This window comes from Solirhodobacter olei, from assembly GCF_004010155.1.
Classification (GTDB): domain Bacteria; phylum Pseudomonadota; class Alphaproteobacteria; order Rhodobacterales; family Rhodobacteraceae; genus Solirhodobacter; species Solirhodobacter olei.
The window spans coordinates 1-23251 of sequence record NZ_RRYH01000012.1 but is presented as its reverse complement, the minus strand read 5'-3'; the positions used below and the strand labels follow the sequence as shown (position 1 = coordinate 23251).

Annotated in this window: 21 protein-coding genes and 1 tRNA gene; 11 read left to right on the top strand and 11 right to left on the bottom strand. The window is 69.5% G+C overall.

Translation table 11 applies throughout. From position 1 onward, the window contains the following. Positions 1-52 precede the first annotated feature (52 nt). The gene (locus EIP85_RS09785) at positions 53-703 is read left to right on the top strand and encodes a GntR family transcriptional regulator (protein ID WP_127902006.1); all 651 of its coding nucleotides are present in this window, start codon (positions 53-55) and stop codon (positions 701-703) included. On the opposite strand, the gene EIP85_RS09780 is transcribed toward EIP85_RS09785, so the two are convergent. After that, the gene (locus EIP85_RS09780; RefSeq protein WP_127902005.1) at positions 690-2657 is read right to left on the bottom strand and encodes a glycosyltransferase; all 1968 of its coding nucleotides are present in this window, start codon (positions 2655-2657) and stop codon (positions 690-692) included. The genes EIP85_RS09785 and EIP85_RS09780 overlap by 14 nt on opposite strands. A 272-nt stretch (positions 2658-2929) precedes the next feature. Further along, positions 2930-4084: a glutamine-hydrolyzing carbamoyl-phosphate synthase small subunit gene (carA, locus tag EIP85_RS09775; protein ID WP_127902004.1), complete on the bottom strand. Its 1155-nt coding sequence runs from the start codon at positions 4082-4084 to the stop codon at positions 2930-2932. A gap of 186 nt (positions 4085-4270) precedes the next feature. On the opposite strand from carA, the gene EIP85_RS09770 reads away from it, so the two are divergent. Further along, positions 4271-4726 (top strand): GatB/YqeY domain-containing protein, encoded by a 456-nt coding sequence (locus tag EIP85_RS09770; RefSeq protein ID WP_127902003.1) that lies wholly within the window; start codon positions 4271-4273, stop codon positions 4724-4726. A gap of 198 nt (positions 4727-4924) precedes the next feature. Here EIP85_RS09770 and EIP85_RS09765 read toward each other — a convergent pair whose 3' ends face one another. From EIP85_RS09765 to lipB, 4 genes are all read right to left on the bottom strand, one after another. Beyond that, complete coding sequence (locus EIP85_RS09765) at positions 4925-5482, bottom strand: DUF2244 domain-containing protein (RefSeq protein WP_127902002.1); 558 nt, start codon at positions 5480-5482, stop codon at positions 4925-4927. Positions 5483-5486: 4 nt separating this feature from the next. Next, a complete protein-coding gene (locus EIP85_RS09760; protein WP_127902001.1) occupies positions 5487-7172 on the bottom strand; it encodes a cytochrome c oxidase subunit I in 1686 nt (561 codons plus the stop codon). Positions 7173-7329: 157 nt separating this feature from the next. Further along, positions 7330-7794, bottom strand: coding sequence for a c-type cytochrome (locus EIP85_RS23395; protein WP_127902000.1), 465 nt, complete (start codon positions 7792-7794; stop codon positions 7330-7332). Between the two features lie 73 nt (positions 7795-7867). Then, on the bottom strand, positions 7868-8752 hold the full coding sequence (lipB, locus tag EIP85_RS09750) for a lipoyl(octanoyl) transferase LipB (RefSeq protein WP_277749293.1): 885 nt from the start codon (positions 8750-8752) through the stop codon (positions 7868-7870). On the opposite strand from lipB, the gene EIP85_RS09745 reads away from it, so the two are divergent. The 3 genes from EIP85_RS09745 to EIP85_RS09735 all read left to right on the top strand — a co-directional run bounded on the left by EIP85_RS09745 (position 8658) and on the right by EIP85_RS09735 (position 11038). Then, positions 8658-9956 carry a peptidoglycan-binding domain-containing protein gene (locus EIP85_RS09745; RefSeq protein WP_127901998.1) on the top strand — a complete coding sequence of 433 codons (1299 nt, stop codon included), beginning with the start codon at positions 8658-8660 and terminating at the stop codon, positions 9954-9956. The two genes, lipB and EIP85_RS09745, sit on opposite strands and share 95 nt — an antisense overlap. 227 nt (positions 9957-10183) lie before the next feature. Continuing rightward, positions 10184-10270: transfer RNA gene (locus tag EIP85_RS09740), tRNA-Leu, on the top strand. Positions 10271-10366: 96 nt separating this feature from the next. Next, positions 10367-11038 (top strand): SOS response-associated peptidase, encoded by a 672-nt coding sequence (locus EIP85_RS09735; RefSeq protein ID WP_127901997.1) that lies wholly within the window; start codon positions 10367-10369, stop codon positions 11036-11038. A gap of 55 nt (positions 11039-11093) precedes the next feature. Here EIP85_RS09735 and glpK read toward each other — a convergent pair whose 3' ends face one another. Both glpK and glpD read right to left on the bottom strand, forming a co-directional pair. Beyond that, a complete protein-coding gene (gene glpK, locus EIP85_RS09730) occupies positions 11094-12584 on the bottom strand; it encodes a glycerol kinase GlpK (RefSeq protein ID WP_127901996.1) in 1491 nt (496 codons plus the stop codon). Then, positions 12581-14065, bottom strand: a complete 1485-nt coding sequence (gene glpD, locus EIP85_RS09725) for a glycerol-3-phosphate dehydrogenase (RefSeq protein ID WP_127901995.1) — start codon at positions 14063-14065, stop codon at positions 12581-12583. The genes glpK and glpD overlap by 4 nt, the downstream gene beginning before the upstream one ends. Before the next feature lie 189 nt (positions 14066-14254). Here glpD and EIP85_RS09720 point away from each other — a divergent pair, with 189 nt between their 5' ends. After that, a complete protein-coding gene (locus EIP85_RS09720) occupies positions 14255-15016 on the top strand; it encodes a DeoR/GlpR family DNA-binding transcription regulator (protein ID WP_127901994.1) in 762 nt (253 codons plus the stop codon). 83 nt (positions 15017-15099) lie between these two features. Here EIP85_RS09720 and pyrF read toward each other — a convergent pair whose 3' ends face one another. Beyond that, positions 15100-15855, bottom strand: coding sequence for an orotidine-5'-phosphate decarboxylase (gene pyrF, locus EIP85_RS09715; protein ID WP_127901993.1), 756 nt, complete (start codon positions 15853-15855; stop codon positions 15100-15102). Between the two features lie 157 nt (positions 15856-16012). On the opposite strand from pyrF, the gene EIP85_RS09710 reads away from it, so the two are divergent. The 3 genes from EIP85_RS09710 to clpB all read left to right on the top strand — a co-directional run bounded on the left by EIP85_RS09710 (position 16013) and on the right by clpB (position 20514). Further along, positions 16013-16483 (top strand): nucleoside deaminase, encoded by a 471-nt coding sequence (locus tag EIP85_RS09710; protein WP_127901992.1) that lies wholly within the window; start codon positions 16013-16015, stop codon positions 16481-16483. A gap of 13 nt (positions 16484-16496) precedes the next feature. Beyond that, a complete protein-coding gene (locus EIP85_RS09705) occupies positions 16497-17402 on the top strand; it encodes an aminoglycoside phosphotransferase family protein (RefSeq protein ID WP_127901991.1) in 906 nt (301 codons plus the stop codon). A 496-nt stretch (positions 17403-17898) separates the two neighbouring features. Beyond that, positions 17899-20514 carry an ATP-dependent chaperone ClpB gene (gene clpB / locus EIP85_RS09700; protein ID WP_127901990.1) on the top strand — a complete coding sequence of 872 codons (2616 nt, stop codon included), beginning with the start codon at positions 17899-17901 and terminating at the stop codon, positions 20512-20514. Between the two features lie 70 nt (positions 20515-20584). Here clpB and EIP85_RS09695 read toward each other — a convergent pair whose 3' ends face one another. Together EIP85_RS09695 and EIP85_RS09690 are read right to left on the bottom strand one after the other, a co-directional pair. Continuing rightward, the gene (locus EIP85_RS09695) at positions 20585-20773 is read right to left on the bottom strand and encodes a hypothetical protein (protein ID WP_127901989.1); all 189 of its coding nucleotides are present in this window, start codon (positions 20771-20773) and stop codon (positions 20585-20587) included. 71 nt (positions 20774-20844) lie between these two features. Continuing rightward, positions 20845-21330 (bottom strand): fasciclin domain-containing protein, encoded by a 486-nt coding sequence (locus EIP85_RS09690; protein ID WP_127901988.1) that lies wholly within the window; start codon positions 21328-21330, stop codon positions 20845-20847. A 174-nt stretch (positions 21331-21504) separates the two neighbouring features. Between EIP85_RS09690 and msrP the strand changes: the two genes are divergently transcribed. Beyond that, a complete protein-coding gene (gene msrP, locus EIP85_RS09685; RefSeq protein ID WP_127901987.1) occupies positions 21505-22437 on the top strand; it encodes a protein-methionine-sulfoxide reductase catalytic subunit MsrP in 933 nt (310 codons plus the stop codon). Continuing rightward, on the top strand, positions 22437-23072 hold the full coding sequence (msrQ, locus tag EIP85_RS09680; protein WP_127901986.1) for a protein-methionine-sulfoxide reductase heme-binding subunit MsrQ: 636 nt from the start codon (positions 22437-22439) through the stop codon (positions 23070-23072). Before msrP ends, msrQ begins: the two co-directional genes overlap by 1 nt. Positions 23073-23251: the final 179 nt, after the last annotated feature.

Sequence of the window (23251 nt, the reverse complement as noted above, 5' to 3'; positions counted from 1 at the left end):
AACCCTGCCGGGCGGCGGCGCTAGGCTGCGCGGCGCCCAGACGGAGCCCGCAATGTCAGACAGCAAGCCCGCGCAGAGAGATGCCTATTCGCTGATCCTCGAGGCGATCGACGACGGCATCTACAAACCCGGCGACCGGTTGGTGGAATCGGAGCTGGCCGACCGTTTCGGCGTGTCGCGGACGCCGGTGCGCGAGGCGCTGCAGCGGCTGGAGACGCAGGCGGTGCTGACCCGCGACGGGCGGAGCCTGATCGTCGCCTCGCTGGACCATAACGAGCTGGCCGAGCTTTACGTCGTGCGGGCGGAACTGGAGGGGCTGGCCGCCCGCCTCGCCGCGCGCCATGCGACGGAGGAGGAGATCCGCGTGCTGCAGGCGATGGCGGCGGAAGACCGGCAGCTGATGGGCGACGCGCAGGCGCTGAGCCGGGCGAACCGGCGGTTCCACATGCAGATCCACCTGGCCTCGCACAACCGGTTCCTGATGCAGCAACTGGGCCTGGTCCATCGCTCGATGGCGCTTCTGACCACGACCTCCTTCGCCGCGCCGGGGCGGGAGGAGGTGGCGCTGGCCGAGCATGACGCCATCGTGGCCGCGATCGCGGCGCGGGATGGCGATGCGGCCTACAAGGCGCTGAAGGCGCATATCTCGAAGGCGTTCGAGACGCGGCTTCGGCTTGACGCGGGCGAGGTCAGGACGCGCTGACGGCCACCGCCCGCGGGGCGGCGGGGGCGGTGGCTGCGGGGCGCAGCCTTGCCGGGGCCATTTCGGGCGTGATGCCAGGGCGCTCGTCCTCCGGATCCTCGACGCCGTGGCGGGTCTTGTCCCAGAAGAACGGGCGGAGGAGGAGCTCCCAGGCCCCCTTGTAGGCGGCGAGCGCGCCGAGCGGGAAATAGGCTATGAGCGTCGGCACCCAGGGCAGAAGGTGGCGGTGCCGGGGGCCCGAGACGGCGAAGGCGTTGGCGGCCAGGTTCACCGCCTCCGCCGCGGCGAAGAGCCCCGCGAGCCAGGGCAGCGCCGGGCCGAGCGGGGCGAGGGCCGGCGGCGCGAAGCCGAAGCTCAGCAGCCAGAAGGCCCAGAGCAGCGGCGCCAGCAGGAACTGCGAGATCGTGCCCAGAAACAGCACCTGCAGGCCGAGGAAGCCGCGAAGCCCGAGCTGGGTCAGAAGCTGGCGGGGCCGGCGCATGTGCACCGCCCAGGTCACCATGTAGCCCTTCAGCCAGCGCGAGCGCTGCCGGATCCAGGGCAGCGGGCGGCAGTTCGCCTCTTCCTCCGTCACGCTGTCGACCAGCTCCGTCCGGTAGCCGTGGCGGGCGAGGCGCAGGCCGAGGTCGGCATCCTCGGTCACGTTATGCGCATCCCAGCCGCCGAGCGCCTCCAGCGCGGCGCGGCGGACGAAGAGCGTGGTGCCGCCAAGGGGCACGGGCAGGCCCAGGCGGGCGAGGCCGGGCAGCACGATACGGAACCAGGCGGCATATTCCACCGTGAAGCAGCGCGAGAGCCAGTTGCTGCGCGGGTTGTAGAAATCGAGCACGCCCTGCAGGCAGGCGACCCGGGGCCCGCGCGCGTGGAAGCGTTCGACGACGCGGGTGATCTGGTCGGGGGCGGGGGCATCCTCGGCATCGTAGACGCCGACGATCTCGCCCCGGCAGAAGGGCAGCGCGTAGTTGAGCGCGCGGGGCTTGGTCTTCAGCCGCCCCTCGGGGACAGGGATCACGCGCATCCAGGGCGGCAGGGGGGACCCGGCCAGCGCCGCGCGGGTGGGGGTGTCCTGCGCCTCGACGATCAGCGCGACCTCCAGCCGCTCGCGCGGATAGTCGAGCCGGGCAAGGCGGGCGACGAGGCGGGCGGCGATCGCGGGTTCTCCAAAGAGCGGGACGAGGAGGGATACCATCGGCGGGTGGGCGAAAGCCGGCGGCGGCGGGGCGGCGCGGGCGTGGCCGTGGGCGCGGAGCTGGGCCAGGGCGGCCAGTGCCTTCAGCCCGGCGGTGGCGGCAAGGGTGAGGCAGGACCAGCCGAGAAGTACGGCCAGAAGCGTGGCAGGGGCGAGGAGGGCGGCGGCCAGGAGCGTAGCGAGCCCTGCGACGGCCGCGAGAGGCAGGCGCCGGCTGTGCCAGTTGCGGCAGCTCTCGGCCTCCGGCACCAGGGTTTCGGCGCGCCGGGCGAGCGTTCCGGCACGCAGGCGGAGAATTTCCTCCGCGATCGCCTCCTCGCGCGTAAGCGCCATCAGGACCGGGCCGAAAAGTGCGGTCAGCGCCGCCTCGCGCCGGGCGAAGAGATCCGGTCGGGCGGTGGCGATCACGGTGACATGGCCCATGCGGCGCCAGGGCAGGAGGCCCTGAGCGAGGCAGGTGGCCGCGCCGAGCCGGTCGATCAGGCGCGGCTCGGGCGGGTCGACGGCGGGGTCGAGGATCACCGCGCCGCGCAGCGCCGCCTCTGCGGCGAGAAGGTCTTCGGGCGTGACCATGCCGTGGGCGAGCAGCAGGTCGCAGGGCAGCACGCCGCGGCGGCGGCGGGCGAGCAGGCGCTCGGCCCCCGGCGCGAGCTGGCCGTGGGCGCGGAGATGGGCAAGAAGCGCCGCGTCGTGCCCGCTTGTCCGCGCGCGGGGGGACGGGGGTGGAGCGGCGAGGGAGAAAAGCTGCAGCGGGCGGTGGGGCATCGGGGCCTCGAGGCGGGCGGTATGGGACCGGCCCAGCGTGGCGTCCGCTGGTTAATGTGCGATTAAGTCGACCCGTCGGGAATGGCCCCCGGCCCCGAAGCAGCGGTGCGTGAGCACCGCCGGGCCTGCGCCCGTCCGCCCCTGAGGGCAGGTGCTATTGGTAATCTTCCCTTTGCGGCGGGGGCGAAGGGGTCATCAGACCATGAACGACAGATCCGCAGCACCGACAGCGCCCACCCGCGGACGGGCGCCGGCCTTCCGCTGGCTTCGCCTCAGGCGGCGGCGCGGGCGCGCATGGCCTCGGTGAACCGCTCGAACAGGTAGTAGCTGTCCTGCGGCCCGGGGCTGGCCTCCGGGTGGTACTGGACCGAGAACACCGGCCGGTCGGCCAGCCGGATGCCGCAGTTCGAACCGTCGAAGAGGCTGACATGCGTTTCGACCACGCCCTCGGGCAGGGTCTGGCTGTCCACGGTGAAGCCGTGGTTCATCGAGGTGATCTCGACCTTGCCGGTCTCTAGGTCCTTCACGGGGTGGTTGGCGCCGTGATGGCCGTGGTTCATCTTCACCGTCCGTGCGCCGAGGGCCAGCGCCAGCATCTGGTGGCCGAGGCAGATGCCGAAGACCGGCAGGTCGCGTTCCAGCACGCCCTTGATCATCGGCACGGCATATTCGCCGGTCGCGGCCGGGTCGCCCGGGCCGTTCGACAGGAACACGCCGTCGGGGTTATGGGCCAGCACCTCCTCCGCCGTGGCGGTGGCGGGCAGGACGGTGACCTCGCAGCCGGCCGAGGCGAGGCAGCGCAGGATGTTGCGCTTGGCGCCGTAGTCGATGGCGACGACCTTGAAGCCAGCGCCCTCGCGCCGGGTGTAGCCCTCAGGCCAGGCCCAGCGCATCTCGTCCCAGCGGTAGGACTGGGCGCAGGTGACGTCCTTCGCGAGGTCGAGGCCGACGATGCCGGACCAGGCGCGGGCCTTGGCCACGAGCGCGGCGATGTCGAAGTTCCCCTCCGGATCATGGGCGAGGGCGACATGCGGCGCGCCCTGCTGGCGGATCGCGCGGGTCAGGCGCCGGGTGTCGATGCCGCCGATGCCGATCCGGCCCTTGGCGGAAAGCCAGCTGACGAGATCGGAGGCGGCGCGCCAGTTCGAGGGCTCGGTCGGATCCCATTTCACCACCATCCCGGCGGCGACGGGTTCGGCGGTCTCGTCATCCTCGGGGGTTACGCCGACATTGCCGACATGGGGGAAGGTGAAGGTCACGACCTGGCCGGCGTAGGAGGGGTCGGTCATGATCTCCTGGTAGCCGGTCATGGCGGTGTTGAAGCAGAGCTCGGCCACCGTTTCGCCGGTGGCGCCGAAGCCGTGGCCTAGGAAGATCGTGCCATCGGCAAGGGCGAGGCAGGCGGTTGGCTTCGATTGGCGGGACATCGGCGACTCCTCGGGCGGCGGCTGGCGGCGGATCGCCGGGCAACCTACGGGGCGGCGCGATCCGGGTCAAGGGCGCTCCGGCGCAGTGGTTTTATAGCGATTCCAATGGGTTGCGTATTTCGGGCGGAGTTGAACCGGCGCCGCGGGCGCGCTATGGTCGCAGGCGATGAAACGCAGGGGGATGCGATGAGCCTCAGGGGCCGGATCGACGCTTCGCTGAAGGAGGCGATGAAGGCGCGGCAGATGGGGCGGGTCTCCACGCTGCGGATGATCAACGCCGCGCTGAAGGATCGCGACATCGCGCTGCGGGGCGAGGGCAAGCCGGAGATGGTGGAGGCCGACGTGGTTGCGGTGCTGAGCCGGATGGTCAAGCAGCGGCAGGAGAGCATGCGCGCCTATGACGAGGGCGGGCGGGCCGAGCTGGCCGAGAAGGAACGCGTCGAGATCGGCGTGATCGAGGAATTCCTGCCGCGCCAGCTGACACCGGAGGAGGTCGAGGCCGCGGTGGCGGCGGCGATCGCCGCGACCGGCGCGGAAAGCCTGCGCGACATGGGCAAGGTGATGGCGGAGCTGAAGGCGCGCCACACCGGGCAGATGGATTTCGGCGCCGTCGGCCCGATGGTCAAGGCGCGGCTGGGCTGAGGCCGAAGCTGCCGCGGGGCGCTGCCCCCGCCCGATACGCGGTGCGAAGCACCGCCGGGCAGCGCCCGACCGCCCCCAGGGCGGACGCTTTCTTCATCCTCGTGGAGGAGGAGGGCGTTCGGGGAGCTTCACCATAAACGGACAGACCGGAAGCGTGGTTTGCGCCCACCCGCGGTCGGGCGCTGCCCTCTTCCTGGGCTAGATCCGGCGCAGCAATCGCTCCAGCTCGTCCTTCAGCGCGACGCGTTCCTCTGGGCTGAGGAAGGCGCCGAGCTCGACCTCGCGGCCGCTTCCGGAGAGGGTCAGGTACTGCTCGACCGGGCCGCCGTCGGGGTGGAGCGAGAGCTTCACCCAATGGGGATGGGTGTGCCAGTCGCGGCGCTGGCCCGAGGGCTCGTAGCGCTGGATCTCGATCCGGTCGGGCCAGAGGCGGAGCTGCTCGATCAGCTGGCCGGCGCGGTAGCTGGCGCGGAAGGCGTACCAGAGGCCGATCAGGGTCAGCAGCGCGAAGGGCAGGATGCCCCAGAGCTCGGGCCGGCCGAGCAGGCCAAGCAGCGGCACCAGCAGTAGCAGGCCCGTGCCCACGATCACCAGGCCGAAGCCGCGGCGCGGCAGCGAGCGGTTGGGCCAGAGGTGCAGCTCTGCCGCGGGGGCCGCGCCGGAGGCGGCGGTGGCGCTGGTCCAGGGCGCCCCTTGCGAAGAGGCCCCGGAGTTACCCGGGGCCTCGTTCAGCCGTTTCACCCAAGTGTAGGGCATGGCCTCAGTGGTCGAGCCCGTGCTTCAGCGCCTGGTCCCAGTCGCCGCGCTTGGGCAGCGTCTCGAACGTATGCGCCGGCGGCGGGTTCGAGAGGGTCCATTCCAGCGTGTCGCAGAACTCCTCGTTCCAGTAGTTCGGCTCGGTCACCTTGCGGCCGTAGAAGATGGTGTAGAACACCACGCCGAGGAACCACACGAACGAGGCGAAGGCGATAAAGGCGCCGATGGAGGCGACGAAGTTCCAGTGCGCGAAGGCCTCCGGATAGTCGATGTAGCGGCGCGGCATGCCCTGGCGGCCCAGGAAGTGCATCGGGAAGAAGGTGACGTTCGAGCCGATGAACATCAGCGTGAAATGCACCTTGCCCGCCCATTCCGGGTACTGCCGGCCCGACATCTTGCCGATCCAGAAATAGACCCCGGCGAAGATCGCGTAGACCGCGCCGAGCGACATCACGTAGTGGAAGTGGGCGACGACGTAATAGGTGTCCTGGTAGGCGCGGTCGACGGCCGCCTGGCTCAGGATCACGCCGGTCACGCCGCCGACGGTGAACAGGAACAGGAAGCCGGTGGCAAACAGCATCGGCGTCTTGAAGTCGATCGAGCCGCCCCACATCGTGGCGATCCAGGAGAAGACCTTCACCCCGGTCGGCACCGCGATGACCATCGTCGCCAGCATGAAGTAGCTCTGCTGGGTCAGCGACAGGCCGACGGTGTACATGTGGTGGGCCCAGACGACGAAGCCGAGCACGGCGATGGCGACCATCGCGTAGACCATCGGCAGGTAGCCGAAGATCGGCTTCTTCGAGAAGGCCGAGATCACGTGGCTGATGATCCCGAAGCCCGGCACGATGATGATGTAGACCTCCGGGTGCCCGAAGAACCACAATATGTGCTGGTAGAGGACCGGGTCTCCGCCGCCCTGGGCGTCGAAGAAGGTGGTGCCGAAGTTTCGGTCGGTGATCAGCATGGTGATCGCGCCGGCCAGAACCGGCAGCGACAGCAGGATCAGCCAGGCGGTCACGAAGATCGCCCAGGGGAAAAGCGGCACCTTGTGCAGCGTCATGCCGGGCGCGCGCATGTTCAGGAAGGTGGTGATCATGTTGATCGCGCCGAGGATCGAGGAGGCCCCCGAAAGGTGCACCGCGAAGAGCGCGAGGTCGGTGGACCAGCCGGCCTCGTGCACCGAGAGCGGCGCGTAGAGCACCCAGCCGATGCCGGATCCCGCCTCGTTGTTGCCGCCGGGCGCGAAGACCGAGCAGATCGCGAGCGAGGTGCCGGCGACGTAGAGCCAGTAGCTGAGGTTGTTCATCCGCGGGAAGGCCATGTCGGGCGCGCCGATATGGAGCGGCATGAAGTAGTTGCCGAAGCCGCCGAACAGGACCGGGATGACCACGAAGAACATCATCAGGATGCCGTGGGCGGTGACGATCACGTTCCACAGGTGCCCGTCCGGGGTGCAGGGCGTGGCCGCCGGCCAGAGCCGCATGCCCTCGGCGCACATGTACTGCACGCCGGGATACATCAGCTCCATCCGCATGTAGACGGTGAAGATGACCGAGATCAGCCCGACGAAACCGCCGGTGAAGATGTAGAGAAGACCGATATCCTTGTGGTTGGTCGACATGAACCACCGGGTGAAGAACCCGGGATGTCCATGATCGCCGTGGCCCTGAACCGCTGCGTCGGCCATGCGCCCCTCCCGCTTGATGTCCCTGCCGGGGCCGAGATCGTCCGGCACCCGCTCCTATCAACTTTTTATGGGGTCGAATGCGTTGCAGCAATCACCCAGTTTGATCTGTATCAAAAAAACGTGCGGGGGAGGTGCGATTCCCGCGCGCGATCTGGCGTCAATTCGCCGCAGGGGCGAGCGAGGCGAGGTAGGCGGCCACGTCCGCGCCGCCATGCGACAGCATGAAGGTCATCTTCACGCGGGCCGAGCTGTCGCCTGTCTTCTTGCGCACGAAGGCGGTTGGATTCTTGACGTATTCGGCCAGAAGCGCCTGGGTCCAGACCAGGCCGGTCTTCTCCAGCGCCTTGAGGCCGGCGTCGTAATTGTAGGGCTTGCCGGTGTTGGAGGCGGTGCCGGTGCCGGCCTTGCGCCCGATCACGCCGTAGAGGTCGGGGCCCAGGATGCCGCCGGGCACGATCTTGGTGCCGTCGGGTTTCACCACGGCGTGGCAGGCCTTGCATTTCAGGAAGATGCGCTGGCCCTTCTCGACATTGCCGGCGGCGAGGGCGGGCTGGGCGAGAAGAAGCGCCAGGGTGACGGCGGTGGCGGGCGCGAGGGCGGCGGCGATCCGGTCGGTCTTCATGCGGGCTTCCCTTTCCTTGCAGGCGCGGCCGCTGTGGGCGGCCGGCCCGACTCTGGCAAATCCGGGACCGCGATCAAAGGGCTGATGTTGCCGCAGGTTTTTCGTCGGTTTCCGAAAAGACCCGGTCGAAGCTGCGGCGGAGCGCGAGGTCGACGTCCGCCATCGTGACCGGCAGGCCGAGATCGACGAGCGAGGTCACCCCATGCTCCCGGATGCCGCAGGGGACGATGCCGGAGAAATGCTCCAGATCCGGCTCGACGTTGATCGAGAGGCCGTGGAACGACACCCAGCGGCGCAGCTTCACGCCGATGGCGGCGATCTTGTCCTCCCGCATCGTGCCGTCGGGCATCGGCGGCTTGTCCGGGCGGGTGACCCAGACGCCGACGCGGCCCTCGCGGGTCTCTCCGGTCACGCCGAACTCTGCCAGCGTCGCGATCACCCAGGCCTCCAGCGCGGCGACGAAGCGGCGCACGTCGCGGCCGCGGGTGTTGAGGTCGAGCATGGCGTAGACCACGCGCTGTCCGGGGCCGTGATAGGTGTACTGGCCGCCGCGCCCGGCGGTGTAGACGGGAAAGCGCGCCGGGTCGGTCAGGTCCGCGGGCTTGGCGGAGGTGCCGGCGGTGTAGATCGGCGGGTGTTCGAGCAGCCAGACGGCCTCGCCCGCCTCGCCCCGGGCGATGGCGGCCACGCGCGCCTCCATCGCGGCGAGCGCCGTCTCGTAGGGCACGAGGCCCTCCCAGTTCCGCCATTCGATCATTCGGCCAGTCTCCGCCGGCGGGATCCGCCGGTGCTTCTTTTCGCCAGTTCTGAGGGAATATGGTAGTCTTCGGGCGTTGTCTTTCACAACATTTGGGAGATTCGAAATGCTCTCCAAGACATTTACCACACTCCTTCTTCTCGCCGCGCTGGCCGTTCCGCAATCCCGGCCGGCGCTGGCCGACGACCTGGGGTCCGGCATCGTCGGCGGGGTCGTCGGCGGAATCATCGGCGGGGCGATCGTCAACCAGGCCAACAAGAACCGCCAGAGCACGGTGGTGCGGACCTATGACTACGGGCAGGGCTCGGCCCAGGTGGCCGACAACCGGCAGGTGCAGACCGCGCTGAACTACTTCGGCTTCCCTGCGGGGACGCCGGATGGCGTGCTTGGCTACAACTCGCGCCAGGCGATCACCAATTACCAGCTGTTCCTCGGTTATCCCGGGACGGGCGACCTGAACGACTTCCAGCACAATCTGCTGCTGACCTCGTACAACCGGGCGATTGCCGGCGGGCAGGCGACGATGGCGGAGGCGGCGTCGAACCCGATGGGGATGCGCGGCCTCCTGCTCAAGTACCGCAACGAGATGGCCGGGATCCCGCAGGCCCCGGCGGAGGCCGCCCAGCCTGCCGCCCCGGCTGCGCCCGCCGCGCCGGCCTCGGCTTCGGCCCCCGCGCCCGCGCCTGGCACGGCGCTTCCGAATTTCGGCGGCGCGGCGCAGGTCCAGCAGGCCTCGCTTGCCTCGCAATGTTCCAAGGTCTCGCTGATGACGACGACCAACGGCGGCTTCATCACCGCGGCGAAGATGACCGATCCCAATGCCGCGCTGGCCGAGCAGTTCTGTCTCGCCCGGACCTACGCGATGAGCCAGGGCGAGGACATGATGAGCAAGGTGCAGGGCTTCACCCCGGCCCAGATCACCCAGCAGTGCGGCGGCTTTGTCCCGCCGATGCGCGACTATGTCTCTGCGCTGGAGGAGAAGCCGCGTGATGCGGTGCTGCAGGACGTGGCGGGCTTCATCGGCAAGACCGGCATGCCGCGCGGGCAGCTCGATACCACGGCGAAGATCTGCCTCTCGGTCGGCTACCGGACCGACAACATGGACGTGGCGCTGTCCTCGGCGCTTCTGCTGACGGCGCTGGGCGACGCGCCCTATGCCGAACTGGTCGCCGACCACATCGGGCAGGGCTTCGGCGTCCCGGCGCGGCCGGACGTGGCGCTGGCCTGGTACCGGCTGGCGCTTGATGCGCTGGCCCATGGCACGCCGGCCGTCTTCGCGCCGGGCCAGCCGGATCGCACGGTGCTGCTGCGCAAGGCGGCCTTCGCGGCGGCGGGCCAGCCCGAGACCACGGCGCCGCAGCCGGCCTCGCTGCCGAGCTTCGCGGCACCCGCGGCCAAGAACTGAGCGCTGGCACGATGCGCCGCAGGCGGCGGGGGTGATTCTCCGCCGCCCGCCGCCGGCGGTCCCTTGGGGCGGGCGGACAGGGGCAAAGCGCGCCTTTCGATCGGGGGCGGAAGGGGGCACCTTTCCTGCCCGAAATGGCCGGTTTCGGGCCGCGTGAGAAAAGGCGAAGAATCCACTTCACATCCCCCGCGGGCTTCGTTATGAGACCCGGCACCAAGCCAAGACATGCGGATGTGGCGGAATTGGTAGACGCGCAGCGTTGAGGTCGCTGTGGGGTAACTCCCGTGAAGGTTCGAGTCCTTTCATCCGCACCACTTCCCCCGAGATCGCCATAGGTTTCCGCGGCTTGCGCCGCGGGCTATGCTGTGCGCGGCCCGCTTCCCGGCGGGCGCTGACGCGCGGAGGCCCTGATGTGCGGGCGGATGAACCACGGCAAGCTTACCTGGGCGCAACTGCGCGACTGGCTGGCGCTGGGTCTGCCGCCGGGGCTGGAGGAGATCCCGCAACGCTTCAACGTGGCGCCGACGCTGATGGTGCCCGTGGCGTGGCGCGGCGGCGAGGGGGGCAGCCTGACCGCGGGACTTGCGCGCTGGGGGCTGGTGCCGGGCTGGTACCGCGAACCGGTGAAGGCCTGGCGCGCCGCGACCTTCAATGCCCGCGCCGAGGATGTCGCCTCCAAGCCCGCCTTCCGCACCGCCTATGGCAAGGGCCGCTGCCTGGTGCTGGCCTCAGGCTATTATGAATGGCAGGCGGGCGAAGGGGGCAAGCAGCCCTGGTACATCCATCCCTCGGGCAACGCCCCGGCGCTGGTCTTCGCCGGGCTGATGACCTCGGTCCGCCTGCCCGATTACGAGGGGCTGACCTGCACGATCCTGACAGAGGCCGCCCCGCCCGAGCTTGCCTTCATGCATGACCGCGTGCCGGTCATGCTGGGCGAGGCGGGCCAGCGCGACTGGCTGGGCTGCGCCGGCATCGAAGAGGTGCCGCGGATCGGGGTGGAGAGCCTCGCCTGGCACCGCGTGGGCCGCGCCGTCGGCGCCGTGCGCAACGAGGGGCCGGAGCTGATCGAGCCGGTGGACTGAGGCGACCTCTTCCCGCTTTTCGTTGCCCAAATAGTCCCGCCGGAGGCGGTCTGGCTCAGCGCGTCAGCGTGCGGCGCACGGCATCTTTCCAGGCGGCATAGCGAGCCTCGCGCAGGGTCGCATCCATCGCGGGCTCGAAGCGGCGTTCGAGGGCCCAGCTTTCGGCGAAGCCCGCCGCGTCCGGGCAGATCCCGGCCTTCATCCCGGCGAGCCAGGCCGCGCCAAGCGCCGTCGTCTCGCGGATCGCGGGGCGGTCGACGGGGGCGCCGAGGATGTCGGCGAGGAACTGCATCGCCCAGTCCGAGGCGGTCATTCCGCCATCGACGCGCAGCGTTTCGGTTCCCGAGCCGCCGCCGGCGCGGGCCATGTCGGCGCCGATCGCTTCCATCAGGTCGCGGGTCTGGAAGCCGACGCTTTCGAGCGCGGCGCGGGCCAGCTCTGCCGGGCCGGTGGCCCGCGTCAGCCCGTAGATGGCGCCGCGCGCCTCCGCGTCCCAATAGGGCGCGCCGAGGCCGGTGAAGGCGGGAACGAGGATGACCTCCTGATGCGGGTCGGCGGCTTCGGCGAGCGGGCCGGTCTCGGCCGCCTCGGCGATCAGCTTCAGCCCGTCACGCAGCCATTGCACCACGGCGCCCGCGACGAAGATCGAGCCTTCGAGCGCGTAGGTCGGTTTGCCGTCGATCTGGTAGGCGATGGTGGTCAGGAGGCGGTTTTCCGACAGAACCATGCGGCTGCCGGTATTGGCCAGCGCGAAGCAGCCGGTGCCATAGGTCGATTTCACCATGCCCGGTGCGAAGCAGGCCTGGCCCACGGTCGCGGCCTGCTGGTCGCCGGCGACGCCGAGGATCGGGATCTCGCCGCCGAAGAGCCGGGTGGTTCCGAAATTATCGGCGCAGTCGCGCACCTCGGGCAGGAGCGCCTCCGGGATGTCGAAAAGCGCGAGGATCTCTGCCGACCAGCGGCCCTTGCCGATGTCGTAGAGCATGGTGCGGGCGGCGTTGGTGGCGTCGGTCGCATGCACCCGCCCCTCGGTCAGCTTCCAGATCAGGAACGTGTCGACGGTGCCGAAGGCGAGTTCGCCCCGCTTCGCGCGCTCGCGGGCGCCAGGGATCTCGTCCAGCAGCCAGGCGAGCTTGGTGGCGGAGAAGTAGGGGTCGAGCAGCAGGCCCGTCGTCTCGCGGATCAGCGCCTCGTGGCCGGCCTCGCGCAGCTTGGCGCAGGTTTCGGCGGTGCGGCGGTCCTGCCAGACGATGGCGTTGTGCAGCGGCTCGCTCGTCTTGCGGTCCCAGAGCAGCGTGGTTTCGCGCTGGTTGGTGATGCCGATGGCGGCGATCTCGGCGGGCGTGGTGCCGGTCTTTTTGAGGGCGGCGCGAATGGTGGCCTCGGTCGAGGACCAGATATCGGCCGGGTCATGCTCCACCCAGCCGGAGCGCGGGAAATGCTGGGGGAATTCCTGCTGGGCGAGGCCCTTAAGCGTCAGGGCCTCGTCGAACACCAGCGCGCGGCTGGAGGTCGTGCCCTGGTCGATCGCCAGGATATGTCTCATCGGCATTCGTCCTCCATCCAGGCCGAGAGCGCGGCCTGCTCCTCGGCGCTCAGCCTAAGACCGAGCTTGGAGCGGCGCCAGATCACGTCCTCTGCCGTGCGGGCGTATTCGCGGCCGATGAGCCAGCGCAGCTCCGCCTCCGTCAGCGTGGCGCCGAAGTCGCGGCCGAGGTCGGCCGAGGATTTCGCCGCGCCGAGGACGGTGCGCGCCTCGGTTCCGTAGGCACGGGCGAGGCGGCGGGCATGGAGGGGGGCGAGGAAGGGGTAGTCGGCCAGCAGGCCGCGGACGAGATCCTCGAAACCCGTCACCGAGAAATCGCCGCCGGGCAGCGCGACGCCGGCGGTCCAGGGGCCGGAGGCCTTGGGGAAGAAGGCTGCGAGCTTCTCCATCGCGTGTTCGGAGAGCCGCCGGTGCGTGGTGATCTTGCCACCGAAGACCGACAGCAGCGGCGCGCCCGCGGTGTCGAGCGAGAGGACGTAATCCCGTGTCGCCGCCGTGGCCGTCTTGGCGCCGTCGTCATAGAGTGGGCGGACGCCGGAATAGGTCCAGACGATGTCGTCGCGGGTCACGGGCTTCGCGAAATAGTCCGAGGCGAAGGCGCAGAGGTAATCCTGCTCCTCTTCCGTGCAGCGCGCAGCGCTCGGGTCGCCCTGGTGGTCCTGGTCGGTGGTGCCGATCAGGGTGAAGTCGGTCTCGTAGGGGATGGCGAAGATGATCCGCCCGTCCGCGCCCTGGAAGAAATAGCAGCGGTCATGGTCGAAGAGGCGCTTCGTCACGATATGGCTGCCGCGGACGAGGCGGATGCCCTCGGTCGAGGGCTGGGCCAGAGTGTCGGTGATGATGCGGCTGACCCAGGGGCCGCCGGCATTGACCAGCGCGCGGGCCACATGGGTTTCGGTTGCGCCGCCGCGTTCGACCGTGACATGCCAGAGGTCGGCCTCGCGCTTCGCTCCGGTGACGCGGGCGCGGGTAAGGATCTTCGCGCCGCGCGCCTCGGCATCGCGGGCGTTCAGCACGACGAGGCGCGAATCCTCTACCCAGCAATCGGAATACTCGAAGGCGCGGCGGTAATCGGGCTTCAGCGCACGGCCCGCCGGATCGCGGCGCAGGTCGAGCGAGCGGGTGCCGGGCAGGATCTTCCGCCCGCCGAGATGGTCGTAGAGGAACAGCCCCAGCCGGATCAGCCAGCCCGGCCGCATCCCCTTGTGCAGGGGCAGCACGAAGCGCATCGGCCAGGAGATGTGGGGCATGGCGCGCAGCAGGGTTTCGCGCTCGATCAGAGCCTCTCGCACCAGGCGGAACTCGTAATATTCCAGGTAGCGCAGGCCGCCGTGGAAGAGCTTGGTGGAGGCCGAGGAGGTGGCCGACGCGAGGTCCCCCATCTCGGCGAGCGTGACGGAGAGGCCGCGGCCGGCGGCGTCGCGGGCTATGCCGCAGCCGTTCACGCCGCCGCCGATGACGAAAAGATCGACCGGTTCCATAAGCTCCCTCGCGCGGCGTATGTGTTCGTTTTGCAAATGGTTGCTTTCGCTTTTAGCAGGTTTTGCCGGTTCTTCAAGGATCAGCGCCGCGTGGAGGGGCGCGCGGGGGCCACCCTGATGGCGGGGCAATCACGCGGGGAATTCCCGCGCGGCCCGTGCTTTGCTACAGGAAGGGGGGCAGGAGGCGACATGGCGCAGAATTTTCGACAGGGCGAGATCCTGAAGATTGCCCGGGAGCAGGGCAAGGTGGTGGTCGAGGAACTCTCCTCCCATTTCGGGGTGACGCTGCAGACGGTGCGGCGAGACCTGACGGAGTTGTGCGACGCCGGGCAGCTGACGCGGGTCTATGGCGGGGCGGTGCTGGCCTCGGGCGTGGCCAATATCGGCTACGAGGAGCGTCGCGGGCTGCAGGTGGAGGAAAAGGAGCGGATCGGACGGGCCTGTGCCGAGGCGATCCCGGAGGGGGCCTCGCTTTTCCTAAACATCGGCACGACGACGGAGGCGGTGGCGCGCGCGCTGCTGGGCCATCGCAGCCTGATGGTGGTGACGAACAACCTCAACGCCGCGAATATCCTGGCGCAGAACGCGGGCTGCGAGGTGATCGTGGCGGGCGGCGTGCTCAGGCGGGCGGATGCCGGGCTGGTGGGCGACATGACGATGGAGGTCGTGCGCCAGTTCAAGGTGGATTTCGCCGTGATCGGGGCGTCAGCGCTCGACGAGGACGGGGACCTGCTGGACTACGACGTACGGGAGGTGAAGGTGGCGCAGGCGATCCTGAGCCGCGCGCGGAAGCGGTTCCTGGTCGCGGACCGGTCGAAGTTCGCGCGGAGCGCGCCGGTGCGGATCGCATCGCTTTCGGAAGTGGATGCGTTTTTCACCGACGCACCGCCGCCTGCGCGAGTGGCGACGGCCTGCCGGGGGTGGAAGACCGAGGTGGTGGTTTCAGGGTAGGACGAAGCCCGGCCCGATACGTGGTGCGCAGCACCACCGGGCAACGCCCGACCGCCCCCAGGGCGGGCGCTGACCTCTGCCCCTTACCGGTTGGGGTGGGTGGCCTGGGGCGAGCGCAGTTCATCGACCACGGCAAGTGCTGCGGCGCGGGGATCGGCGGCGAGGCGGATCGGGCGGCCGACGACGATATGGTCGGCCCCGTCGGCCACCGCCTGCGCGGGCGTGGCGATACGCTTCTGGTCGCCGGTCGCCGCACCCGAGGGGCGGATGCCGGGGGTCACGATCAGCCGGCCCTCGGCCTCCGGCAGCGCGCGGATCGCCGCGGCCTCGTTGGGCGAGGTGATGATGCCGTGGGCGCCGGCCTCGAAGGCGCGGGCAGCGCGTTCCACCGCGATCTCGGAGACCGAGCCGGGCCGGATGAGGTTGGCGTCGAGATCGGCGCGGTCGAGCGAGGTGAGAACCGTCACCGCGAGGATCTTCAGCCCGGTGCCGGCCGCGCCTTCGCAGGCCGCGCGCACCACCTGCGGGTCGCCCTGCACTGTGAGGAAATCGAGGTCGTATTGCGCGATGCCGCGCACCGCCGCCTCGATCGTCGCGCCGATGTCGAAGAGCTTGAGGTCGAGGAACACCCGCTTGCCCTGCTCCTGCTTCAGCGCGTTGGCGAGCGCCAGCCCGCCGCCGGTCAGCATCCCGAGGCCGACCTTGTAGAAGCTGACCGCGTCGCCCAGCCGCTCTACCAGCGCCAGCCCGTCGAGGACATTGGGGACGTCGAGGGCGACGATCAGGCGGTCGTCGGCGAGCGGCGCGGTCCGTGCGGCCGGGGCGGGTGCGGGGCTCATGGCGGTCCTTTCGGGGTTTCGGCGCTTCTACAGGAGCGCGCGGGTCCGGACAAGCGGCCGGCGGGGCGTTGACAGCGGGCGGCGCCCGGGCCGAGGATGCCCGCGAACGCCCGGCCCAGCATGCCGGGCGACGGGGAGGCAGGAAGAGGGCCGGGCGATGTGGACGGATTACGATTACCTGCGCCGGACGGTGGCGATCGCGGCGGAGAGCCGGGCGGTGGGCAACCACCCGTTCGGCGCGATCCTCGTCGGGCCGGATGGCGCGGTGCTGATCGAATCGGGCAATACCTTCGAGGCGGATCGCGGGCTCGGCCATGCCGAGACCAACGTGGCCCGCGCGGCGGCCCGGGCCTATGCGCCGGAGTTCCTGGAGAAATGCACGCTGGTGACCTCGGTCGAGCCCTGCTGCATGTGCGCGGGGGCGGTCTACTGGGCCGGGATCGGGGCCGTGGTCTATGGCCTTGCGGAGCGGCGGTTGGCGGAGCTGACGGGCGACAACCCCGAAAACCTGACGCTGGATCTGGAATGCCGGACGGTCTTTGCCGCCGGGCGGCGCAAGGTCGAGGTGCGCGGCCCCTTCGCGGCGCTGGAGCGCGAGATCGTCGACGGGCACCGGGATTTCTGGTAGGGATTTCAAGGCAATGACCCTGGGTCCGGGGCATCTGCGCACGCCAGAGGCGGAAGTCGATGTCGGGCCCGGGCTGGTCTCGCGGCTTCTGGCGGCGCAGCATCCGGACTTGGCCGGGCTGCCGCTCAGCCCGGTGGGCGCGGGCTGGGACAATGCGATGTTCCGGCTGGGCGAGGATCTGGCGGTGCGGCTGCCGCGCCGCGCGGTGGCGGCGGAGCTGATCCGGCATGAGCAGGCCTGGCTGCCGGTTCTGGCCGGGCGGCTGCCGGTCCGGGTGCCGGCGCCGCTGCGGGTCGGGCGGCCGGGGGCGGGCTATCCCTGGAGCTGGAGCGTGGTGCCGTGGATTGGCGGGGAGACCGCCGACGTGGCCTTGCCCGGGCCGGACGAGGCGGTTGGATTTTCACGATTTCTCAAGGCTTTGCACCAACCGGCGCCTTCGGATGCGCCGCTGAACCCGGCGCGGTGCGTGGGGTTGGCAGAGCGGCGGGGGATGGTCGAGGCTCGGCTCGGGCGGCTCGCAGGGCGGGGGCTTCTGCCGGAGGGGGTGGAAGCCGCCTGGGCTGCCGCGCTCGGGGCGGAAGTTTCGGGCGAAAAGCGCTGGATTCACGGTGATTTGCATGCGCGCAACGTGATCGTCTCGGGCGGGAGGATCGCGGCGGTCGTCGACTGGGGGGACCTGACGGCGGCCGATGTGGCGGTGGATCTGGCCGGGATCTGGCTTCTGTTCGAGACGGCCGAGGCGCGGGCGGCGGCGCTGGCGGAATACGGCGCGAGCGCGGCGGAGCGGGCGCGGGCGATGGGCTGGGCGGTGCTGATGGCGGCGGTTCACCTGGAGACGGGGCTTGCCGATCATCCGGCCCATGCGCGGATCGGGGCGGCGGGGCTGGCCCGGGTCGCGGAGGATTTTGGGGCGGTGTGAAGGGGGGACCCATGGGGCACCGCTTTCGCACCGTAAACTACCGTATTCCGGGACTGTGGTGGGGCGGTTCGCGCAACGGGTTTCGCGGTGGGTGCCGACGAGGGCCAGCGCCCGCCCTTGGGGGCGGACGGGCGTTGGCCCGGCGTCGCTGTGCGACGCTGTTTCGGGCCGGGAGGGTGGGAAGCGCCCGCCCTTGGGGGTGCGGAGGGGGACCGTGGCCCCGGTGGGGCCGCGTAAGCCCCCTGAGCGGGGCGCTGGCCCGGCGGGCTTTGCCCGCTGCTTCGAGCCGGGGGAGGGGTGGCGAGGGCGGGCCATGGTGCGCGATGAATGCGCACCCTACGGGGACGGGGCCAGCCCCCCGCGAAACCTTCTGCGGCAAATGCGTCGGGGGCTTGTCGCCGGGCGCTCCATTGCCCAAATGTTCCCGTGAGGCCCGCAAGGGAACCGTGCCGATGCCGGGCGGTCCGACGGTCGGGTGCCAGACAAGGAGAGACCGATGAATTTGGAGAAATTCACGGAGAGGTCGCGCGGCTTCCTGCAGGCCGCCCAGACCATCGCGATGCGCGAGAGCCACCAGCGGATGGGGCCCGAGCATCTGCTGAAGGCCCTCATGGATGACGATCAGGGGTTGGCCTCCAACCTCATCAAGCGCGCGGGCGGCGAGCCGCTGCGGGTGGCCGAGGCTGCCAATTACGCGCTGGAGAAACAGCCGAAGGTCACCGGCGATGCGGGCCAGGTCTACATGGACCCGAGCCTCGGCCGCGTGCTCGACGAGGCGGAGAAGATCGCGAAGAAGGCGGGCGACAGCTTCGTTCCGGTGGAACGGATCCTGATGGCCCTGGCGATGGTGAAGTCGCCGGCCAAGGACGCGCTCGACGCGGGCGCGGTGAGCGCGCAGAACCTCAACGCCGCGATCAACGATATCCGCAAGGGGCGGACGGCCGACACGGCGAGCGCCGAGGAAGGCTATGACGCGCTGAAGAAATACGCGCGCGACCTGACCGAGGCGGCCGAGCAGGGCAAGATCGACCCGATCATCGGGCGCGACGACGAGATCCGGCGCACGATGCAGGTTCTGTCCCGCCGTACCAAAAACAACCCGGTTCTGATCGGCGAGCCGGGCGTCGGCAAGACCGCGATCGCGGAGGGGCTGGCGCTGCGGATCGTCAACGGCGACGTGCCGGAGAGCCTGAAGAACAAGAAGCTGCTGGCGCTCGACATGGGTTCGCTCATCGCGGGCGCGAAGTACCGCGGCGAGTTCGAGGAGCGGCTGAAGGCGATCCTGAGCGAGGTCACCTCGGCCGCGGGCGAGATCGTGCTGTTCATCGACGAGATGCACACGCTCGTCGGCGCGGGCAAGTCGGAAGGGGCGATGGACGCCTCGAACCTGCTGAAGCCCGCCTTGGCGCGGGGCGAGCTGCATTGCGTCGGCGCCACCACGCTCGACGAATACCGCAAGCATGTGGAGAAGGACGCCGCCCTTGCCCGCCGGTTCCAGCCTGTGATGGTGGAGGAGCCGACGGTGGAGGACACGATCTCCATCCTGCGCGGCATCAAGGAGAAATACGAGCTGCACCACGGGGTCAGGATCAGTGACTCCGCGCTGGTGGCGGCGGCGACGCTGTCGCACCGCTACATCACCGACCGCTTCCTGCCGGACAAGGCGATCGACCTGATGGACGAGGCGGCCTCCCGCCTGCGCATGGAGGTCGACAGCAAGCCCGAGGAGCTGGACGCGCTCGACCGCGACATCCTGCAGAAGCAGATCGAGGCCGAGGCGCTTCGCAAGGAGGACGATGCGGCCTCCAAGGACCGGCTGGAGAAGCTGGAGATGGAGCTGGCCGACCTGCAGGAACGCTCTGCGGGGATGACGGCGGCCTGGCAGGCGGAGCGCGACAAGCTCGACGCAGCGCGGGGGCTGAAGGAAGAGCTCGACCGGGCGCGGGCGGAGCTGGAGCAGGTCAAGCGCGAGGGCAACCTCGGGCGGGCGGGCGAGCTTTCCTACGGGATCATCCCGGGGCTGGAGAAGAAGCTGGCCGAGGCCGAGGCGCGCGAGGACGAGAAGCTCGTCGCCGAAGCGGTGCGGCCGGAGCAGATCGCCCAGGTCGTCGAGCGCTGGACGGGCATCCCGACCTCCAAGATGCTGGAGGGCGAGCGCGAGAAGCTTCTCAAGATGGAAGAGGAGCTGGGCCGCCGGGTGATCGGGCAGAGGCAGGCGGTCGTGGCCGTCGCCAATGCCGTGCGCCGGGCGCGAGCGGGGCTGAACGACGAGAACCGGCCGCTGGGTTCGTTCCTGTTCCTTGGGCCAACCGGGGTCGGGAAGACCGAGCTGACCAAGGCGGTGGCCGAGTACCTGTTCGACGACGACAGCGCCATGGTGCGGATCGACATGTCGGAGTTCATGGAGAAGCACGCGGTGGCCCGGCTGATCGGCGCGCCCCCCGGCTATGTCGGCTATGACGAAGGCGGGGTGCTGACCGAGGCGGTGCGCAGGCGGCCCTACCAGGTCCTCCTGTTCGACGAGGTCGAGAAGGCGCATCCGGACGTGTTCAACGTGCTCCTCCAGGTCCTCGACGACGGGGTTTTGACGGACGGGCAGGGCCGGACGGTCGACTTCAAGCAGACGCTGATCGTGCTGACCTCGAACCTCGGCAGCCAGGCGCTGAGCCAGCTTCCCGAGGGCTCGGACGGATCGGCCGCGCGGCGCGAGGTGATGGAGGCGGTCCGGGCCCATTTCCGGCCGGAGTTCCTGAACCGTCTGGACGAGACGATCATCTTCGACCGTCTGACCCGTGCGGACATGGACGGGATCGTGACGATCCAGCTGCGCCGGCTCGAAACCCGGCTGGCGGGGCGGAAGATCGCCCTCGACCTCGACGAGGCGGCGCGCAAGTGGCTGGCCGACGAGGGCTATGACCCGGTCTTCGGGGCGCGGCCGCTGAAGCGGGTGATCCAGAACCACCTGCAGAACCCGCTGGCCGAGATGCTGCTGGCCGGCGACGTGATGGACGACGACACGGTGCATGTCAGCGCCGGGGCCGAGGGGCTGATCATCGGCGACCGCGTCTCCAGCTCGCGCCGGGAACGGCCGCAGGACGCGGTGGTTCACTGAGCGCCGTCATGTGAAGACAGCAAGAGGGGGCGGCCCGCCGCCCCCTCGTTCGGCCCGGTGGCGGTCTGACTCACGCGCCGCCGCTCGGCGGGTCGGTCCAGAGGCGGACCAGCATGGCGCCGATGATCCAGGTGCCGAAGGTCCAGACGATCGTGGCGCGCGGGGGCAGGTAGCCTCCGACGAAGCCCGCGAGGGCGACGACGGTGCCGATGGCGCCGACCAGACCCATGAGTTCGGTACGCTTGTTCTTCAGCCCCATCGGCGCTCCTCCTGGCCCGGCAGTCTAGCCGGGCGGGAGCAGGGCGCCGTGATCCCGCGCAAGACGGGCCGTCAGGCCTTCAGGACACGGGTGATCGTGTAGAGCATGCCGTTGCCCGCAGCGACGGCCTTGCCGGTGACCGGAACGCGGTCGACCGTGAGCCCCTTGCGGCCGTCGGCCACCACGCTCCCGCCGCCGAGCGTGGCGATCTGCAGGACCTGGCCCGTCAGCATCTTCGGCGTGAAACTGCCCCGCCCGATGTGATGGGCCAGAAGCGCACGCAGCTTCGCCTGCCCGCCCGCGCTCATCAGCTGATCCAGCCGGGACTTGCCGAGCCGCGCGAAGGCGGCATCCGTCGGCGCGAAGACCGTATAGGGGCCGCCGCCGGACAGCTGGCTGTCGAGCCCCGCGGCCTTCAGCGCAGCCACGAACGTGGAAAGCTCCGGATCCGCCTCTGCCCGGGCGAGGAGGCTGTCGACGCCGCCGGGCATCCCCGCGGGCACGCAGGCGGCGAGCAGGGGGGCGAGGCCGGTGGCCAGGAAGGTGCGGCGTTGCATCGAAATCTCCTTCTCCTCTGGCGGGATCCCGCGAGAAAGGACCCTCGCGCGCGCCGGGTCAAGCCGGGCTTCGGGCACTCGGCGATGAAATACCGGTCACGAACGCGGGACAGTTGAAACATTTTCGCGGCTCGGACGTATTCTCTACAACAGGTGTCAAACGAGGAGGGCCCGATGGCCAGGATGTATCGCAGCCGGCTGACCGAAGCCGATGTCACCCCGAGGGAGATATGGATGAACCGCCGCCAGCTTCTGGCCGGGGCGGGGGCGCTTGCGGCGGCGGGGGCCGCGGCCGGGCCCGCGGCGGCAAAGCTGACCACCGTCGAAAGCAAGTATTCGACGATGGAGAAGTCGAACTCGCTGCATGACATCACCCATTACAACAACTTCTACGAGTTCGGCCTCGCAAAGACCGACCCTGCGCGCTACGCCGACAAGCTGACCACCTCGCCCTGGTCGGTGGAGATCGGCGGGCTGGTCGACAAGCCCGGCACCTATTCGCTGGACGACCTGATGAAGGGAATCACGCTTGAGAGCCGGATCTACCGGTTCCGCTGCGTCGAGGCCTGGTCGATGGTCATCCCCTGGGACGGCTTCCCGCTTTCCAAGGTGCTCGACCGCGCCGGCGTGCAGCCCTCGGCCAAGTACATCGCCTTCCAGACCGTCTATCGCCCCTCAGAGATGCCGGGGCAGAAGACCTCGATCCTGGAATGGCCCTATGTCGAGGGGCTGAGGATGGACGAGGCGATGAACCCGCTGACGATCCTCGCCACCGGGATCTACGGCGAGCCCATGCCGAAGCAGGACGGCGCGCCGATCCGGCTGGTGGTGCCGTGGAAGTACGGCTTCAAGTCGATCAAGTCGATTGTCAAGATCACTGCCGTGGCCGATCAGCCGCCGACCACCTGGAACCGGGCGGCGCCGAACGAATACGGCTTCTATTCCAACGTGAACCCGCATGTGGACCATCCGCGCTGGAGCCAGGCGACGGAGCGGCGGATCGGCGGGGGGCTCTTCTCGCCCCGCATCAAGACGCTGATGTTCAATGGCTACGGGGACGAGGTCGCCGCCATGTACAAGGGCATGGACCTCAGGAAGGACTTCTGATGGCCGCGAGCCTTACTCTCGACGCCCAGGCGGTGAACAGGCGGCTGCGAAAGGTGCCGGCCTGGCCGCTCTACCTCGCGGGGCTCCTGCCGCTGGCCTATATGGTCTGGGAGCTGTTCACGGGTGGCCTTGGCGTCGACCCGGTGCGCCAGCTGGAGCATGAGACCGGGCTCTGGGCGCTGAAGTTCATCATCGCCGGGCTCTGCGTGACGCCGCTGAGGCGCCTGACCGGGGTGAGCCTGATCAAGTACCGCCGGGCGATCGGGCTGGTGGCCTTCTTCTATGTCGTGCTGCACGTGCTGGTCTGGCTGGTGCTCGACATGCAGTTCCTCTGGGGCCAGATCGGCGGCGACATCCTGAAGCGGCCCTTCATCACCCTGGGCATGGCGGCTTTCGTGATGATGATTCCGCTCGCCGTGACCTCCAACAACCGGTCCGTCCGGAAGATGGGGGCGGCGGCCTGGGGGCGGCTGCACAAGCTGACCTATCCGGTCGCCTTCCTCGGCGCGGTGCATTTCCTGCTGGTGGTGAAGGCCTGGCCGCAGCAGCCGATGGTCTATCTGGCGATCGTGACGGTGCTTCTGGCGATGCGAGTCGTCTGGGCAAGACGCCGGACGGCCGCACGCATGGCCTGATTGCGGCCGCGCCCGGGGCCCTTGCCCCGGGCGCGACAGGATCGGCAAGTTTCCGGCGTTCTCTTGTTGCTGAAATTGCGCGCACCGCAAGATATTGCGCAACTTTTTCCAGCTGACAAAAAAACTTCACGCAGCCCGATTTTGCCTCTTGCGGGTCTTGGTTGGGGGCCGTAGATACC